Origin of the sequence: Telluribacter roseus (assembly GCF_017355915.2) — a bacterium.
In the GTDB taxonomy this organism is placed as follows: Bacteria; Bacteroidota; Bacteroidia; order Cytophagales; family Spirosomataceae; genus Telluribacter.
Genome location: NZ_JAFEUV020000016.1, coordinates 13,337 through 30,679, shown reverse-complemented (window position 1 = coordinate 30,679; position 17,343 = coordinate 13,337). Strand labels below are relative to the sequence as shown.

The window sequence follows — 17,343 nt, the reverse complement described above, 5'->3', positions numbered from 1 at the left end:
ACAACTAATTTAAACTATGGGTTAACGAATATATTTGAGGAATCCTCACCAGGTGGTTGTATGACCCTATCCCAGGAGCCGAGCTCTGTTCGATCAAGATGTTGTTACCCAATAGTTTCAAGTCACCCCAGTCCGTATTTTTTTAACCTAATTTTAATATCATAAGAGGTAAACTCCCTTTTCTTTACATCCAATACTCAACCACTATGCAGTCCGCCCCTAAACCAGATAATGAATCAGCCCGGTTAAATTCTCTACGAAGATATCAGCTACTGGATACAGTATCCGAAGGAGTATACGATGATATCACCCAGATAGCGTCTGAAATATGCGGGACTCCTATTTCATTACTAAGCCTGATTGACGAGAGTCGCCAGTGGAATAAGTCAACCCGTGGTACCAAGCTTAAAGAGTTCGAGCGAGAACTATCCTTCTGTGCCCACGCCATATTGCAGCCCGAAGAGCTGTTTATCGTGTCTAATACCCACGAAGATGAGCGTTTTCATGATAACCCGTTTACCACGGGAGAAATGAAGATACAGTTTTATGCCGGGATGCCCCTGGTAGATAGTGATGGGCTGCCGCTGGGAGTACTGTGTGTATTGGACAGCCGCCCCCGGGAGCTGTCCGAAGAGAAGCTGAAGTCGCTGAAGTCGCTGGCCAAGCTGGTAGAGGCTCACTTTGAACTCCGACTGGCCAACATCCGCCTGCAGGAGAGCAACGACCGGCTCATGCTGGCAGTACCTCTGGTGGATACTGTACTGAATGAAATAGACATGCTCAGTAATAGTAATCCCAGCCCGGAGCAGGAGAGCCAGCTGGAAATACTGAAAGATACCACCATGGCCCTGAAGTCTTTGTTTATGGATGAGGAGGTCGAGGTAGAATAGATTTTGCCACCGGCACAGAAGAACAGGTGAGAACCTGGCCGGATAGTTGTAGAAAACACATTAGAATACACATACTTATAAAAGAGAATACCCTGATAAGCGTATGATACGACTTGCGATAATTGGAACAAGGGGAATACCCAATAATTACGGTGGATTTGAGCAGGCAGCGGAGTACCTGGCTCTGGGCCTGATCAAGAAAGGATACGAAGTAACAGTCTATAACTCGCATACGCATCCCTTCCAGGGGAATGAGTGGAATGGTGTGAAGATCATACATGCCCAGGATCCGGAAGGAAAAATAGGCACCGTGGGGCAGTTCTTTTATGACTTCAACTGTATCATGGATATCCGCAAGCGCAATTATGATATCATTCTGCAGCTAGGGTACACCAGTAGCTCGGTATGGGGAAACCTGGTACCCGATAAGTACATCCTGACTACCAACATGGACGGGCTGGAATGGCGGCGGACCAAGTTTTCTAAGCCGGTGCAGCAGTTTCTGAAGCAAGCCGAGAAGCTGGCCGTCAAGCATAGCAACTACCTCATCGCTGACTCCATCGGCATCCAGGATTACCTGCAGGACAAGTACAATGTCGGTTCGGTATTTATTCCGTACGGCGCTCACCTGTTTGACGACCCGGACCACACTGACCTGCAGCCCTATGATCTGACGCCTTACCAGTACAACATGCTGATAGCCCGCCTGGAGCCGGAGAACAGCATCGATGTGATCCTGAAAGGCGTGGCGGAGTCGGGCGTGGACAAGCCTTTTCTGGTAGTGGGTAAGCACGAAACCAAGTACGGTATCTACCTTAAGGAAAAGTACGCCGACTTCCCGAACATCCGGTTTGTGGGCGGTATCTACAGCCTTCGTACACTCAACAACCTGCGGTACTTCTCCAACCTGTACTTCCACGGACATACCGTCGGCGGTACCAATCCGTCTCTGCTGGAAGCCATGGCCTCCAACAGCCTCATCTGCGCCAACGACAATCCGTTTAACCGGTATGTACTGGGAGACGATGCGCTCTACTTCACCACGCACACCGAGGTAGCCCAGCACATGCAGGCAGTGGATAAGGCCGAAGAAAAGTACCAGCACTACATTGAAGAGAATAGGAGGAAGATTGATGAGATCTACCGGTGGGACCGAATCATTGACCAGTACGCCGCCCACTTTGAAGATATATACAACCGGAAGTACCAGTTAAAGAAAGATCTGGCATAACATAAATGAGCGGGGCCAGTACATGTTATGTACTGGCCCCGCTGCATTAGGTACCTGAAAATTGCCCGCTACTTTTTGGCAGGTGCATACGCTACCTGGTCCAGCCAGTTTTTGCCTACTGTCACATTCACCTCCAGAGGTACTCTGAATTCGGCGCTGGTTTCCATGATCCTTTTTACTTCCGGAATAAACCCATCCAGTTCGTCATCGGCGGCGTCAAATACCAGTTCGTCATGTACCTGTAGTACCAGTCGGGACTTGAGCTTATGCTCACAGATATAGCGATCGACATTGACCATGGCTTCCTTGATGATATCCGCTGCCAAGCCCTGCAGGGGCGCGTTGACGGCCATGCGCTCGGCTACTTTGCGGGTAGTACCGTTGCGGGAGTCGATGCCCTCAATATACCGGATGCGGCCGTAGCGCGTGCGGGTATAGCCCCTTTCGCGGGTTTCGGCCAGGGACTTCTCGAGGTACTCCTGAATAGAGGTGAACTCCTGAAAGTACGCGTCAATCAGCTCCTTGGCCTCCTTCTGGGATATCTTCAGCCGACTGGATAGTCCCCAGGGCGTGATACCGTAGGCTATACCGAAGTTGACTGCCTTGGCTTTGCTCCGCATATCCTTCGTTATTTCGTGTTCATCCACCTTGAACACCCGGCAGGCCGTGGTGGCATGGATATCTTTACCAGACCGGAAGGCCTCCACCATCACCTCATCTCCACTTATGGAAGCCAGCAATCTTAGCTCGATCTGGCTATAATCAATACTCACGATGCTGTTGTCAGGCCGCGAAGGAACAATGGCCTTGCGTACCTCGCGACCCGCTTCGCTTCGGATGGGCAGGTTCTGCAGGTTAGGGTCGGTACAGCTGAGCCTGCCGGTGCCGGCTACTACCTGCTGGAACGTAGGATGGATCCTGTTGGTCTGGGGATCTACATACTTGGGTAGTGCATACACATAGGTAGTGATGATCTTGCTGAGCTTCCGGTAGTCCAGCAAGTGGGCGATGAAGGGGTACTTGGGAGCGAGGTCTACCAGGAAAGGCTCGGCGGTAGAGATCTGTCCGGTCTTGGTTTTTTTGAGCTCGGACGGATCAGCGATCTGCTGCAGGATCTCGGCGGTCTGGGAAGTGGAGCCGATGTTGAATTTCCTTCCGGCCATTTCGTAGAGCTCCTTTTCCAGATTTTTTAGTTGTTCAGATAGCGCTTTGTCAATATCCTGTAAGGCCTGCTCATCCAAAGCCAGTCCCTGCAGCTCCATCCGCACTATGACCGACTGCAGGGGGGCTTCGATGGTATGGAGCAAAGAGCTTAGCTCCATCTCCTCAATCCGACTCATGATCTTTTTGTAGGCTTCCGGTACGGAAGGCAGGTAGTTGAGCTGCGCGTAGGGCTTGCCAACGGTATGCTGGGCTACGCTGTATTTGTCCCGGATGTAGGCCCATTCGATCTTGGCGTCCGGTTCGAGCAGATACGCTGCGAGGGAGAGGTCTATCCAGGGGTTTCGTAGTAGGATACCCAACTGATGGATTTTTTTCAGCAGAGGCTTCAGCTCCCAGCCTGTTACCGTAGTACCGGTCTCATCAAGGTGTGAGACTAGCTGATGCCAGTCCTGCTCCTGGAGCTGCACCGCCAGAACCTCATTTTTACCATTAGCTACCAAAAATAAGCAGTTGGGATATAGTTCCAGATAGCCTACGGCTACCTGTTTGGCCTGATCCAGTTTTTGAATGGCATCTCTTAGGTCTACGGGTACTACCGGTATAGTAGCTGACTGGGATTGGTCAGAGCTGCCATCCGCCGAGCTGATGAAGCCCTGCCTGGCCAGCCGCTCCCTGATCCGGGTAAACTGCAGCTCGTCGAGCAGGGGCAGTAGCTTGCTCTCGTCCGGCTCCTGCACATCTACCGCCTCCCAGTCTATATCTACCTCCACCTCTCCGGACAGATACGCCAGGTGCTTGTTTTCCATCAACTGCTCCCTGGCCTCCTTTATGGCCTCTTTGACCTTGGCCTGCTTGATGGTGTCCGCCTCCTCGATCAGCTCCTCCACCGAACCGTACTCCGCCAGCAGCGAAGCCGCGGTCTTATCGCCAATGCCCTTGACGCCTATGATATTATCGACGCTATCGCCCCGTAGCGCCAGAAAGTCGGCTATCTGGGCGGGTTCTACACCGTACTTATCCTTTACCCCGGCGGCATCCAGCGTTTCCATGGTGGCTCCTTTGTACGCGGGTCGGAACAGGAAGATCTGGTCCGTGACGAGCTGGGCAAAGTCTTTATCCGGGCTTACTATATACACGGTGTAGCCTTTGCGGGCTCCCTCCCTGGCCATGGCCGCAATGATATCATCGGCTTCATAGCCCTCTTTCTTCACAACCGGTATATGCAGGGCCTCCAGCAGCTGCAAGGCGTACGGAAAGGCCTCGTAGATCTCCGACGGCATCTTCTCGCGGTTGGCTTTGTAGGTAGTGGATACGGCTACCCGTCCTTTGGCTTTGGAGTCCAGAGCGGCTACTATGGCATCGGGCTTTTCTTCCGTGAGTACCTGAAAAATATAGTTAAAGAATACCAGCGGGGTGCGGGTATCGATACCCGTAGTGGTACCGAACCGCTTACCCATGGTGGCAAAGTGCGCCCGGTAGAGCAGGGGCATCACGTCGAGCAGAAAAAGCTTTTTATCATTCATGAGTGCTCATGTTAAATACTACTTTCAGGTACTGGATGTGGCCACGATGTAGGTACTTAAAGCACATCCTGACCGCCTACACTAATTCGCTAAAAACTGTGCCTGAGCAGATAAGGCAGTTGCTTGTGGAAAAATAGGAAGGAGTACTTAGGAGGAAATAAATAAGCTAGGAGTAGCAGAACTCACTGATGCTGGCTGGTAAACTAACCTAATAAACAAGCAGTCCGGCGGCCACGTTACTACGGGCCGCCAGACTGCTCATGAAGCGTGTGGTACCTCTTAGTGGCTTTCGTTTGTCTCGAAGCCCAGAAGAGCAAGCCGTACGGGTTTGGCCGATACTTTATGCTTTACTACTTCACTGAAGTTAGTCAGGTTGATCTGATGTACTTCACCCAAAGCCGGCACTGCGATGTAGGCAAACTTAGAGGTAGCCTCCAGTACAGGCTTGTACGTATCGCCGGATGCTACGGCACTGATCACCGAGCCTTCTTTTTTCAGGGTTCCGGTAGCCAGGTCGTATATTCTGAGCTTACCATCCAGGGTCAGCAGCAGCAAATTTTTGCCGGCATAATCCACCTTACACTGGAAAGCATCTTCACCTTCGTAAATAGGAGTAATGCGATTGGCAGTAATATCAATGAGGTAGGCACCTTTGGTAGCGCCGTATCCGATAAACTTGTTGGCTCCTTTGGCATAGTAAACAGTACCCAGGCGAACTGCACCGAATCCATCCGGATTGGGAATGGTGCGTTGTTGGCCGTTTTGATTCACAACCAGTACTCCTCCTACTGTGGCCTCTGGCGATGTAAAGCTGCCGAATACGGCATTGGTACCATCCGTGGCATTACCGTGTATACGGGCTACTTCTACGGTAGAGGCGTGCACCGTTTTTCCGGCTTTGTCAATGATCCTGACCCGGTTGAGGCCTTCGGTAATGGCATAGGTACCATTGTCGAACTGAGCCATGGCTCCGTGGTGTGGCTGCAAGCCCGCATTGATCACACTGAACGTAGCGCCTGCGGTATGAAAGTTGGCCTCGTTGCCAACGCTGAGGGTACCATCGCCGTCATTGAAGATAACCGATTCGGTGCCTTTGCTCTTAAAGTGAGACGGTCGGGCGCCGGTGGAGGTAATAGCCGCCCATTTGGGAGTGCCTTTTACATCCACGTGGTCGCCGTGGTATTCAAGGCCCGTGTCAAAGAATTCCACCAGGTTGTTGGTCCCATACATGACCGCCGAGAAGCGTCCGGAGGCGGTAGGGTAAAGGGTAGCCAGCGGGTACTTCGCGTTAATTGTACTGGTCGTGGCCGTAGAAGGATTGAGCTGGGTAAGCTGGCTGGATACCTCATCGGCAACCAGTACACGCACATACTTAAACTCCTTTCCGTCATCCAGATTATTGGGTTCAGGCTCAGGATCCTGGTTACAGGAAGAAATAGCTACCGCTGCTATAAGGCTTAAGGCTAGTTTAGTAAATGTGGATCTGTTGGTCATAAATAGGATGTTTAGTTAATATTGCAACGACGTTGCAAATATAACTAGCGACCACTCTTATGCAACTATGTTGCAAATAAATTAGTCGTATAGGCACAAAAAAGAGGCTGGTCCAGTGGACCAGCCTCATTGACTTTCAATATGTATATACTAGTGTCGTCCAGTCGGTTAAAGGGGCTTACGGTCCCGCAGCAAGTCCCGTATTTCGGTAAGGAGGAGTTCTTCTTTGGTCGGGGTAGGAGTGGCCGGAGCGGCTTCCTCCTTGCGCTTCATGCTGTTAATGGCTTTCACCATGGAGAAGATGGCCAAAGCTATAATAAGGAAATTGATAATGGTCTGGATAAAGTTGCCGTAGTTGATAGAGGCGCCTTCCCGTACTACCGCGCCGTTTTCTATCACGGGTTGGGTGAGTTGTAGTTTTAATTCGGTGAAATCCACGCCGCCCGTGATCACACCAATGGGAGGCATAATGATATCCGCTACCAGGGAGGAAACAATGGCACCAAAGGCGGCACCAATCACAACGGCTACTGCTAAATCAATGACGTTGCCTTTAACAGCAAACTGCTTGAACTCCGATAACATGCTCATGTGCTAAGAAAAGTTTTAGTGGTGAATAGTGTATAAACTGCGACCTAAAATTTCCTGTTAATTTTATTATAAAGCAATAGGTGCTTAGTAAAACTTTGTAACATACTAGGAGGCTAATAGTGACAAGCAGGGAGGGGTACTAAAAAAGATAGGAGGCAGATACTCAGCTGGTAACTTCAGGAGGCTCCGGTGGAGTCTACCTTATCAGCCAGGCACCTGCTCCTATCAGTAGGGGGTACTTTAAGTTGATGATTACTTTACCGTAGCACCTACGGCCTTCTTCACAGCCGGTGCCACTACGGTACCTAGTAGCTCGATGGCGCGCATTACTTTGTCGTGAGGTAGGGTGCCTACGCTAATATGCAGCAGGAAACGGGTGTTGCCGAATAACTCATACTCCCAAAGGATCTTGTCAATCACCTGCTGCGGACTGCCTACCAGTAGCGAGCCATCCGGTTCGCGCATCATTTCGTAGTGCTCCCGATCCATCGGCGACCATCCGCGCTCGCGTCCGATCTTACTCATCACGTAGGCGTAGGGCTTGTAAAACTCATCCGCCGCCTTCTGCGAATCATCGGCGATGTAGCCGTGCGAGTTGATGGCCAGTTGCAGCTTAGCCGGATCATGCCCCGCTCTATTGTAGTAGTCTTTATAGAGTTTGGTAAAAGGAACAAATCGCTCCGGTCCTCCGCCGATAATAGCCAGCGCCATGGGTAAGCCATAGTTAGCGGCCCGCACGACTGACTCAGGGGTACCGCCTACCGCCACCCAGATGGGCAACTCCGGCTGGTGAGGGCGGGGGTACACGCCCCGGTTGTCGATGGAGGGACGGTGCTTGCCCTTCCAGCTGACCTTTTCGCTTTTATTTAATTGAATCAGTAGCTCCAGCTTTTCGGCAAAGAGGGTGTTGTAGTCCTTCATATCGTTGCCAAACAGCGGGAACGACTCAATGAACGAACCACGACCGGCCATCACCTCGGCCCGCCCACCCGAAAGCAGATCCACGTGGGCAAAATCCTGAAACACCCGCACCGGATCATCCGAACTCAGTACCGTTACGGCGCTCGATAGCTTGATGCTTTTGGTCTTGACGGCGGCGGCGGCCAGTACTACCGCTGGGGACGACACCACGAAGTCAGGGCGGTGGTGCTCACCGATAGCGAACACATCCAGCCCCAGCTGGTCCGACAGTTCGATCTCCTCCATCAGGTTCATCATCCGCTGGTGGGGGCTCAGTAGCTTGCCAGTAGCCGGGTCCGGGGTATTTTCAACAAAAGTGGTAATTCCTATTTCCATAATTGATGTAGGTACATGGTTTTTATGTGTGTAACATTAGGAGGGGTTCAATAGGTTGCAGTGCATGCTATTTTGATGAAGTGTTGACTAAAATGTGTTTTTTAGGGCAAATTCAAACTTTTTATGGAGATGCTGTCTTTTGCCCTCCTCCGCCGGGCGGGCGGCGCCCTCCCCACGCCTCTGTACCCTGCGGGCCTGCGCAAAGCCAGCCGCACATAAGCCCACAGGCTAAGGTCGGCTTAGGGGAGAGCTGGAAAATTTGGTAGAGTGCCTAATAGTAAAATAGGTATAAATTGCTGATTTTAATTACTCTTTTTTTGTAATGATAAAATAGGATATGATGCTACGACACATGACCTATGCATTCTCTAACAGCCCTCTCATAAGCCTCCTTATTTTATTGCCCGACAGGTGCTAATAAAATTAAGAGGCGTTGAGAGGGCGGGGCCCGCCCGGCCGTGAGGGCAAACGACAGCATTACCCAGTGATGTTGAACTAGCGCAAAGCAAACAGCGGAGGAGGGCGAAGAAATCAATATGCAAAAAAGTATAATTAGCCTACTAATAAGTACTTTTAGAGCTATATAAATACCCCTAACCACATACCCCAAAAATGCTAGACATTGTGATTGAAGCCCGAAAAGCCTCTATTGGCCCGGGTATGGATGTGCGAAGAATACTACCTTTCCGGCTCCGCCGGATGGTTGGCCCCTTTATCTTTATGGACCACGCCGGTCCGGTGGAGATCCAGCCACAAACCGCACCGGAGATGGATGTACTGCCGCACCCCCACATCGGGCTCTCAACTGTCAGTTACCTGTTTGGCGGGCAGGTCACCCACCGCGATAGCCTGGGCGTGGAGCAGGTGATCCGTCCGGGTGAGGTCAACTGGATGACGGCTGGGAGGAGTATTGCCCATTCCGAACGCTTTGAAGACCCGGCGGCCCTGGCGGGCGGACAACTGGAAATGATACAGACGTGGGTGGCCCTGCCCGAGAAGGATGAGGAAGCGGCTCCTTCCTTCGACAATTATAAGCCCGAGCAGCTGCCCATCTTCACCGATACCGGTGTGTGGATGCGGCTGATCGCGGGAGAGGCCTTTGGCCTGAAAAACGGAGTCCAGACGCACTCGCCTCTGTTCTATCTGCATGTGGTGCTGGACCGGGGTGCCCGTTTCGGACTACCTACTGGACATACTGAGAGGGGCTTCTATATCGCCAAAGGAAGTGTGGAGGTATCGGGTAGGAGCTACGCGGCGGGGCAGATGCTGGTCTTTACTAAGGGCGTAGATCCGGTGATCATATCCCAGGAGCCTACTACCCTGATGCTGCTGGGCGGGGAGCCGCTGGGCGAGCGGTTTATCTGGTGGAACTTCGTGTCTTCTCGCAAGGAGCGCATCGAACAGGCCAAGGCCGACTGGAAGGAAGGCCGGATCATCTTGCCCCCTAACGACGATCAGGAGTTTGTACCGCTGCCCGAAGACCATTCCCGTCCGGCAGGTAGTCCCCCGGCAGGAAATCCGCCGCCGCAGGCACTTTCGTAAATTATTGGAAGGTTGTGGCTCAGTCACCGCCATCTGTTGAGGAGGGAGAGGACGGTTACAGGTTCAGTCTTTATTAGTAATTGCCCCGGCTATACTTTCTTCCGGGGCTTACCAAAAAAAGTTTAATTACAAAGATCTAATAGAGCCTTCAAGACGTAAATCGGGGGAACAATCATTCCAGCACTCAATTTTACGTACATGAAGATTCAAAATCTATGTTCTTTCCGCGGGCTTCTTACTAGTTGCCTGGTCGTCGCGTTACTCGTCCTTCAGGCCTGTGAAGATCACCGACTGCCACCAGCCTCGCCCGACCTGCCTGACCAGATTTTTTACGCCCTTACTGACGACAATCGTTTGTACGAACTGAATGTAAGAAGCACCCAAACGCCCCTGCGCACCCTGACCATAACCGGCCTGCAAAGTGGTGAGCTGCTACTGGGCATTGATTTTCGTCCCGCTACCGGTCAGCTGTACGGTATTGGAAACAGCAGCAGGTTGTACCACATCAACCTGCAGTCAGGGGCTGCCACGGCCCTGGGAGCCGGACCTTTCACCCCCGCACTCAGCGGCACTACCGTCGGATTTGATTTTAACCCTACCGTAGACCGCATCCGCCTGGTATCAAACACGACCCAGAATCTCCGCCTGCATCCCGAAACGGGCGCGGTGGTAACTCCCGACGGGAATCTGAACGGCTACCCCAATCCGATGATAGGCGCAGTAGCCTATACTAATAGCTTTGCCGGTACTACCTCAACGCAACTGTTTGACATTGATCCTACTACCGATAAGCTGTACCTGCAGGATCCCCCTAATGCCGGTGGCCTTAAGGAGGTAGGTCCGCTGGGGCTAGACATCACGGCCGTGGGTGGCTTTGACATCGCTCCCACTGGTACCTTCGGTATTGCTTCGGTGCAGGTCCAAGGTAGTTGGGAGCTCAACTCCGTTGACCTTAGTACGGGTAGATTACAAAAAATCGGCAACCTGCCGTCGGGTACTATCATTGGTCTGGCCATTCCCGCTAATCCCGTAGCCTACGCCGTCGATACCTCCAACAACCTGCTCATCTTTAACCCAACTTCCCGTCCCCTTAGCCCCATTACCAAACCCATCACCGGATTACCGGCGGGAGTGAGTATAGAGGGCATCGACTTCCGGCCCGTGAACGGCCAGCTGCACGCGCTGGGTAGCAACAGCGTACTGTATACCATCAACCTCGCCAACGGCGAAGCCACCGTGCGTTCTACGCTGAGTGTCAGTCTGAACGGTACCAGCTTTGGGGTGGACTTTAACCCCGTACCTGACCGCCTGCGGGTAGTGAGCAATACGGGTCAAAACCTTCGTATCAATGTTATGGACGGAGCTACGCTTGTTGATGGCCCGCTCAATATCCTGGCCCCGGCTATGGGGGTACCTTTTGTTAACGGGGCGGCGTATACCAATAGCTTCGCCGGAGCCACCACCACTACGCTCTTTGATATCGACAGCCAGTCCAATAAACTGTATCGTCAGAATCCGCCCAACGACGGTGGTCTGCAGGAGATCGGTAACTTGGGGGTAGACGTGGAAGCGGCCAACGGCTTCGATATAGGAGGTACTTCAGGAAATGCCTACGCACTCCTGACCGTTGGGGGTACCACAGGGCTCTATTCCATAAACCTCACCAACGGTATGGCCACCAAACTCGCTGACTTCCCCGCCCAGACTAAGGGTTTTGCCCTGGGCTTCGGCTTATAGTCACTATCCGTCATGATACTCACCCATCAGCGGTACCGAACACGTTCGGTGCCGCTGTTTTTTTGCTAAGTCAGTTATATCTGCGGTGGATGGAGTATCTGATTTAAGCCATTTTGCCTGTACGAGTTTATGCAAGTGGGGCTACGTACAGAGGAGCGGTTTGTGGTGGATATTACTGCCTGACAACACCAGAAGGAGCTTTAAGTACATTGAAGCGGCTAAAGCCGACTGGAAGGAAGGCGGGCAGTCCTCTTCCGCAGGCGCTTTCCTGATGGAATAAAAAGCATAATACAGATAGATAAAACAGATGCGCCTCCCTTGTTTCAGGGGAGGCGCATTCGCTTTAGGTAGGTTGATATCATTAGGGTATGTAAAGTTATGCTACCGATATATTTTCATAAGCCGTCTGCTTCAAGATTATCCCCATAAGTACTCCTTAGACCCTTGGCAAGGTACGCGCATGGCCCTGGCTTGTGACTTCAAATAAAAAAAGCTTCATGTGTTGGGCATTTTTTGTTTCCGTCCTTCGCGCTTCTAGCGACTAAGGCAGTGGTTACATTAATCACTTCACATTTAACTTTTTACTTCTATGAAAAATTATCAGGAAACACTGGACCTGGAGCCAATGGCCGCCACCTCATTACAGGGGGAAGTTATTCAGACAGTTGACGAGGCAGAGATTAAATCGCTTTTTCCGGGCGGGTCAGATCTTTCGGCTCAGAATCTACATGGAACCGGATTCACCTACCGTCACGACTGGGGAAATCATAACGGGCAGAAGACGTATACGCTCAATATAGGGTCTGTCAATGCGAATTCCCGGGTATTTGTATCAGCTACTGAATTTGGGGGTGGCGCTAACGAAGGCTTTATTGGAAATGCCCGTTATACCGTGCATAATGTTGCCGTACGAAACGGGGCTATTGTGGTAAGGCTTAATGTAGAGTGGAATGCTCCCATCCGGGTGCGAATGGACTACCTGATAGTCAATCCTTAGTGACCGGACTCCGGTGGCGCCTCCAGAGTGCCAAACCATTACGTCTCAGTGACTTCAGTCCCATCAAGTTTAACTCCAAAAAACGTTACTATCATGGCAAAGAAAACCAATGGCTCCTCAGGAGGCTCGTCCTCTAATGGAGTTTCCTCTTCGGTAGAAGAACTCCTGCTCGCCGCTATGGAACGCGGCGATGACAGCCTTGAGACAGGTCGTTATCTGGTAACCTTCAAAGAAGGAGCCAGCGAAGAAGGCCTGCGCTCCCTGGGTACTACGCAGGGTATGCGCGTAGCCGATGCCCGTGACTTTGAGAACCAGGCCGCCACGCTGGAAAATGTAGGAGATGCCGACGCACTGGTGTTTCCAGAAATCAACGTAGCGCTGATCGGTGGAGAGGCTGCACAGGAGCGAAGTATGAATGCTCAGTTCGAGATTGCCAGTGACAGCCCGATTGAGTCCGTTGATCCTGAGTACTTTCAGTTTGCTGCCCAGTACGCTCAGTTGGCCGAACCCACCACTACCGGCTCCGCCGAGTTTTTGCGGGGATTTCTGCAGGCTACGGAAATTATCGCCAAGGAGATGCGTATCAACGGGTATGGCAATGGTCACTCGCAGGTAGAGCTCGAAGAAGAGATACAGGTACTTGGTGCTACCTGGGGGCTGAATGCCTGTAAGGTACCTCCTAGTGTCCGGAGTGGGGTAGGCATCAAGGTAGCTGTACTGGACACCGGGTTTGATCTGGGACATCCCGACTTTGCAGGGCGTCCTATTGTGAGCCGGTCCTTTGTCGGTCAGCCGGTACAGGATCTGAATGGACACGGTACCCATTGTACCGGTACTGCCTGCGGTCCCAAAGCTCCGTCGGGTACCACGCCCCGCTATGGTATTGGCTTTCGCTCCTCGATCTTCATTGGTAAAGTACTGACCAACTCAGGATCAGGTACCATGGCCGGAGTACTGGCGGGCATGAACTGGGCTATTGCCAATCGGTGTGCTGTGATCTCGATGTCATTAGGAGCCCCCATAGGTGTGCAGCCAGCCTACACCGCAGCAGGTCAGGCCGCCCTGAACAATAACTGTCTGATCATTGCGGCAGCAGGTAATCACGCTGGGCCGACGGGTGCACCTGCCAACTCTCCTACTGTTATGGCAGTAGCCTCGCTTGATTCCACCCTGAGACCAGCACCTACCTCTGCGTTCGGAAAGATTGATATATCAGGTCCGGGTGTAAATGTATTCTCATCCTGGCCTCGTCCTACCCGGTACAGAACCATCAGTGGTACCAGTATGGCTACCCCGCATGTGGCAGGTTGCGCGGCCTTATGGGCTGAGACCTCCCCTAATATGCGGGGTATTACGTTATGGCGCAAGTTAGAGCAAACGGCCAGACGATTCCCACCGTTTTTCCCGCCGTACCCACCTAAACATCCTCGGGTAGGAGCCGGACTTGTGCAAGCTCCCTGAGCCCATGCGAAACAGAACTGTTGCCAGTAGGTACCTTGTTGCCTACTGGCAACTTTATCTTATGTTTACAAGAGGATTCTTCATTGTCCTGTTATTACAGGCGCTGCATGCTGATCAACAATCAGCGATAACTACTAACACTGCTATGGCTGAAAGCAAAAAATGGATTGTGACCACCACTGGTGAAAGAGACCTGAATGAAGTCCGGCAGGAAGTCACCAGGAAGGGCTTTAAAGTGGAGCAGGTACTGGATCAGATCGGCTGCCTGACCGGCTCGGCCAGTGAGGAGGTGGCTCACCAGCTACGATCTATGCCCGGCATTGCTGATGTCTCACCGGATGCGGACATCCAACTACCCCCGTCCGATGATCCTGTAACCTGGTAGCCAGCTTCGGTAGCCCTATCCGATACCGCCGCCGAAGGTACCCTCAGGAAGGGGAAAAACACGTTTAAAGAAAGAGTATAAATGCAATTGCCTCTCCTGAAGCAGGAGAGGCGCATTGCTACCTATGACTTACTGATAGACAACTTCTTTCTCCCGCTGAGGAGACCAAGAAGGTGTAAAAGGAATGTCTTCCTTACAGGCGAATATTAAATTTCGCAAACCAGAACGCCCCGTTGCTACCCATCTGTACCGGGTCCCAGGCTCCACCCGTCTCGGTTACCAATGGGCTGGATGGGGTAGGGTATACATTAAAAACGTTAGAGCCACCTATCGTCAGCCCCAGGTGCGGACTCAGCCGGTAGCCGAGCGATATATCCGTTACTACTTTGGGAGCATAGATATCCAGACTATTCTCGTCGTAGTCCCAGTTCGCCAGTTGTACCTCACCGAAACGGATGGCGCGCACGATAAAGCTCCATTTGTTGATGCCGTAATCCAGCGTCAGGTTGATCTTGGACGGTGGCGCCGACGCCCGCAGAAAGTACTGCTCCCTGAGGTCAAAGTAGATATCCTTTTTACCGGCCAGCTTTTCGGTGGTCTGGATATCCGTTTCCGGGTCGAAGTCCAGCCAGTTGAAGTTGGCGGCCAGCGTGGTGCTGAGGCGTCCCCGTCCGATGGAAGCCAGGTGGGCCAGGATGATGTCCATACCCAGCGTCCGGGTAGAGATGGCGTTGGTAAAGAACTGCGCTTTCTCTACCCCCAGCCGCTGCAGGTCCGCTCCGATTGCCTCATCATCACTGCTAAACTGCCCCGTAAGTACCACCCGGTCCCTGATGCGTACGTAGTACCCATCCACCGTCAGACTCAGATTACTGCCCAGCCGACTGGTAAAGCCCAGACTGGCGTTGGTGGAGGTCTCCTGCTTCAGCGGAGGAATGCCCAGTGCCTGCGTCACGGGGCTGTTGTTACGGGCCAGTAGCGCCTGTACGGCCTGTCCGTTGACGAAGTTGGTAAAGGTGGAGTTGAAGTAGATCTGTGCCAGCGACGGAGCCCGGAAGCCCGTACTCAGGGTACCCCGCAGGGTAAAGGCCGGACTCACCTTGAGGCGGCTCGACAGCTTTCCATTCAGGGTACTTCCAAAATCACTGTAATTCTCGAAACGCAGAGCCGCTCCTACCATGAAGGCCCTGGTGAAATCAGCCTCCGCGTCGAAGTACACACCTACGTTGGAGCGGCTCGCCTGTACCTCATCACCGGGCTGGAAACCAGGGAAGCCCTGCGAACCGGCGGGCTTGGTGATGTCGTAGGCCCGGTAGGAGCCTTCTTCGCCGGCAAAGATCTGGTACCACTCCCGGCGGTACTCGGCCCCGAAGGCCAGGTTTAGTCCTTGTAGTTTATCCTTAAAGAAGCGGGTAAAGTTGAGGCTCGTAACGTTCTGCTGCAGCTGGAAGCCACCCGCGTCGAAAGCGGTGGGCGACTGCTCGCCTAGAGAGACATTGAGTGTATTGTTCACTCCGAAGAGAAACCGGTTGGAGCCAAACACATTGCCAAAGTCACCCGCCCAGCCTTTCAGTTCAAACCGGATACCGGCCGCCAGTGAACCGTCAATAATATCACTGGAAATGATCGGATCAAATCCATTGGGGTAAATGGCCGGTATATTGCGGTCACTATCCGCGAAGCGCGTCCAGGCGTAAGCATCGCCCTTGCGTAGATTTAGTCCGCCAAACGTATATAGACGTACGTTGCCGCTTACGGGTATTTCCGAATTGGCGTAGAACGACGTGTTCTGGATCTTAGGATCACCGTACTGGCGGCGCTGCAGCTCGTCTTCGGGAGAAGTATTGGCCCGGTTGGTATGGTCGCGGAAGTTGTAGTCGGCCGTCAGGTTCAGGAAGCCATCCTTCCCGATCCGCCAGCCGTAGTTGCCGTTGACGTTAATGTTGCCCCCGTCAAACTTCCTGTCATCGTAGCGGTAGCTGGCCGAGTAGGTCCCGAAGTTGAGGTTTCCCGTAAACTCGTTCACATTGGATTTCAAGACAATATTGATCACCCCCGCAATAGCGTCCGAACCGTACTGGGCCGAAGCCCCGTCGCGCAGTACCTCGATCCGCTCAATGGCCGCCGCCGGAATGGCGTTGAGGTCGGTACCCGTATTGCCCCGGCCGCGGGTACCGAATATGTTCACCAGCGACGACTGGTGCCGCCGCTTGCCGTTGACCAGTACCAGCGTCTGATCCGGCCCCAGTCCCCGCAGCGTCGCCGGGTCTACGTGGTCGGCTCCGTCGGAGCCCGTCTGCCGGTTGGAGTTGAACGAAGGTACTGTAAACTGCAGCAGCTGGTTAATATCCAGTTGCCCCGTCTTAGTCGTCACCTCCCGGATATCTATGACATCAATGGGAGCCGGGGAGTCCGTCACCGATCGGTTCAGGTTGCGCGACCCCACCACATTCACCTGCTGCAGGGTGGTCGTCTCCTCCATCGTAATGGTCAGGCTCGTCCGGCCATTGACTGGCACTTCCATCAATTGAAAACCCACAAACGACACCACCAGCACCGTATTGTCCGTTTGGGTAGTGATTGTAAAGGCCCCGCTGGCATCCGTATTGGTCCCATTGGTAGTGCCTTTCTCCACCACCGAGGCTCCCGCCAGGGCTTCTCCATTGGCATCCCGGACTGTACCTGTGACTCTTTGCGCATAAGCCAAGTGAGTGAGGCAAAGCATAATAATAAGTAATAGATTCTTCATAGTACTACTTCATCGTTTAGGTTGGTTAGCGGGGTGTAATGTAGTGAATCAATGCACCAGTGGCTAGTACCCAGCTTGACATACGAGCGCTAGACATTGGTCTTACTAAACACTTTGTTTGAGGGGGATTGTTTTTGTAGGATTGTTTGAAAATCGAAATGGTTTAAGAGCATAGTAGTTTAGAGAAGGGGAGAAGTGCTGGAGTAAATGTGCAAGAGCTTCTTATATACATCCTTTTGGCCGTGTCATTGATTTAAATAGATCGCTGCAGCTAGGAGGGAAT

General features: G+C 52.5%; 12 protein-coding genes. 7 read left to right on the top strand and 5 right to left on the bottom strand.

Annotation, left to right across the window (positions count from 1 at the left end):
* The first annotated feature begins 206 nt into the window (after nucleotides 1-206).
* A complete protein-coding gene (locus JTN23_RS21995; protein ID WP_247237226.1) occupies nucleotides 207-890 on the top strand; it encodes a GAF domain-containing protein in 684 nt (227 codons plus the stop codon).
* A 103-nt stretch (nucleotides 891-993) separates the two neighbouring features.
* The gene (locus JTN23_RS21990) at nucleotides 994-2,121 is read left to right on the top strand and encodes a DUF1972 domain-containing protein (protein ID WP_247237225.1); all 1,128 of its coding nucleotides are present in this window, start codon (nucleotides 994-996) and stop codon (nucleotides 2,119-2,121) included.
* Between the two features lie 68 nt (nucleotides 2,122-2,189).
* Here JTN23_RS21990 and polA read toward each other — a convergent pair whose 3' ends face one another.
* The 4 genes from polA to JTN23_RS21970 all read right to left on the bottom strand — a co-directional run bounded on the left by polA (nucleotide 2,190) and on the right by JTN23_RS21970 (nucleotide 8,189).
* Nucleotides 2,190-4,808 (bottom strand): DNA polymerase I, encoded by a 2,619-nt coding sequence (gene polA / locus JTN23_RS21985; RefSeq protein ID WP_247237224.1) that lies wholly within the window; start codon nucleotides 4,806-4,808, stop codon nucleotides 2,190-2,192.
* 279 nt (nucleotides 4,809-5,087) lie between these two features.
* Nucleotides 5,088-6,302 carry a hypothetical protein gene (locus tag JTN23_RS21980; RefSeq protein ID WP_247237223.1) on the bottom strand — a complete coding sequence of 405 codons (1,215 nt, stop codon included), beginning with the start codon at nucleotides 6,300-6,302 and terminating at the stop codon, nucleotides 5,088-5,090.
* 168 nt (nucleotides 6,303-6,470) lie between these two features.
* The gene (mscL, locus tag JTN23_RS21975) at nucleotides 6,471-6,893 is read right to left on the bottom strand and encodes a large-conductance mechanosensitive channel protein MscL (protein ID WP_310586741.1); all 423 of its coding nucleotides are present in this window, start codon (nucleotides 6,891-6,893) and stop codon (nucleotides 6,471-6,473) included.
* A 252-nt stretch (nucleotides 6,894-7,145) separates the two neighbouring features.
* Nucleotides 7,146-8,189 carry an LLM class flavin-dependent oxidoreductase gene (locus tag JTN23_RS21970; RefSeq protein WP_247237222.1) on the bottom strand — a complete coding sequence of 348 codons (1,044 nt, stop codon included), beginning with the start codon at nucleotides 8,187-8,189 and terminating at the stop codon, nucleotides 7,146-7,148.
* A gap of 612 nt (nucleotides 8,190-8,801) precedes the next feature.
* On the opposite strand from JTN23_RS21970, the gene JTN23_RS21965 reads away from it, so the two are divergent.
* From JTN23_RS21965 to JTN23_RS21945, 5 genes are all read left to right on the top strand, one after another.
* Entirely contained in the window at nucleotides 8,802-9,731 is a 930-nt protein-coding gene (locus JTN23_RS21965) for a pirin family protein (protein WP_247237221.1), read from the top strand.
* Nucleotides 9,732-9,929: 198 nt separating this feature from the next.
* The gene (locus JTN23_RS21960) at nucleotides 9,930-11,468 is read left to right on the top strand and encodes a DUF4394 domain-containing protein (RefSeq protein ID WP_247237220.1); all 1,539 of its coding nucleotides are present in this window, start codon (nucleotides 9,930-9,932) and stop codon (nucleotides 11,466-11,468) included.
* Between the two features lie 589 nt (nucleotides 11,469-12,057).
* Nucleotides 12,058-12,465: a hypothetical protein gene (locus JTN23_RS21955; RefSeq protein WP_247237219.1), complete on the top strand. Its 408-nt coding sequence runs from the start codon at nucleotides 12,058-12,060 to the stop codon at nucleotides 12,463-12,465.
* Nucleotides 12,466-12,558: 93 nt separating this feature from the next.
* Nucleotides 12,559-13,926, top strand: coding sequence for a S8 family serine peptidase (locus JTN23_RS21950; RefSeq protein ID WP_247237218.1), 1,368 nt, complete (start codon nucleotides 12,559-12,561; stop codon nucleotides 13,924-13,926).
* A 145-nt stretch (nucleotides 13,927-14,071) separates the two neighbouring features.
* Nucleotides 14,072-14,311: a hypothetical protein gene (locus JTN23_RS21945; RefSeq protein ID WP_247237217.1), complete on the top strand. Its 240-nt coding sequence runs from the start codon at nucleotides 14,072-14,074 to the stop codon at nucleotides 14,309-14,311.
* Nucleotides 14,312-14,504: 193 nt separating this feature from the next.
* Here the strand turns inward: JTN23_RS21945 and JTN23_RS21940 are convergent, their stop codons facing one another.
* Nucleotides 14,505-17,060, bottom strand: a complete 2,556-nt coding sequence (locus JTN23_RS21940; protein ID WP_247237216.1) for a TonB-dependent receptor — start codon at nucleotides 17,058-17,060, stop codon at nucleotides 14,505-14,507.
* Nucleotides 17,061-17,343: the final 283 nt, after the last annotated feature.

What these genes read in the sequence shown, in the direction of transcription:
- mscL (WP_310586741.1), bottom strand. Translation starts at nt 6,893, where the DNA reads ATGAGCATGTTATCGGAGTTCAAGCAGTTTGCTGTTAAAGGCAACGTC.
- JTN23_RS21955 (WP_247237219.1), top strand. Translation starts at nt 12,058, where the DNA reads ATGAAAAATTATCAGGAAACACTGGACCTGGAGCCAATGGCCGCCACC.
- JTN23_RS21980 (WP_247237223.1), bottom strand. Translation starts at nt 6,302, where the DNA reads ATGACCAACAGATCCACATTTACTAAACTAGCCTTAAGCCTTATAGCA.
- JTN23_RS21940 (WP_247237216.1), bottom strand. Translation starts at nt 17,060, where the DNA reads ATGAAGAATCTATTACTTATTATTATGCTTTGCCTCACTCACTTGGCT.
- JTN23_RS21995 (WP_247237226.1), top strand. Translation starts at nt 207, where the DNA reads ATGCAGTCCGCCCCTAAACCAGATAATGAATCAGCCCGGTTAAATTCT.
- JTN23_RS21965 (WP_247237221.1), top strand. Translation starts at nt 8,802, where the DNA reads ATGCTAGACATTGTGATTGAAGCCCGAAAAGCCTCTATTGGCCCGGGT.
- JTN23_RS21945 (WP_247237217.1), top strand. Translation starts at nt 14,072, where the DNA reads ATGGCTGAAAGCAAAAAATGGATTGTGACCACCACTGGTGAAAGAGAC.
- JTN23_RS21970 (WP_247237222.1), bottom strand. Translation starts at nt 8,189, where the DNA reads ATGGAAATAGGAATTACCACTTTTGTTGAAAATACCCCGGACCCGGCT.
- JTN23_RS21950 (WP_247237218.1), top strand. Translation starts at nt 12,559, where the DNA reads ATGGCAAAGAAAACCAATGGCTCCTCAGGAGGCTCGTCCTCTAATGGA.
- JTN23_RS21990 (WP_247237225.1), top strand. Translation starts at nt 994, where the DNA reads ATGATACGACTTGCGATAATTGGAACAAGGGGAATACCCAATAATTAC.
- JTN23_RS21960 (WP_247237220.1), top strand. Translation starts at nt 9,930, where the DNA reads ATGAAGATTCAAAATCTATGTTCTTTCCGCGGGCTTCTTACTAGTTGC.
- polA (WP_247237224.1), bottom strand. Translation starts at nt 4,808, where the DNA reads ATGAATGATAAAAAGCTTTTTCTGCTCGACGTGATGCCCCTGCTCTAC.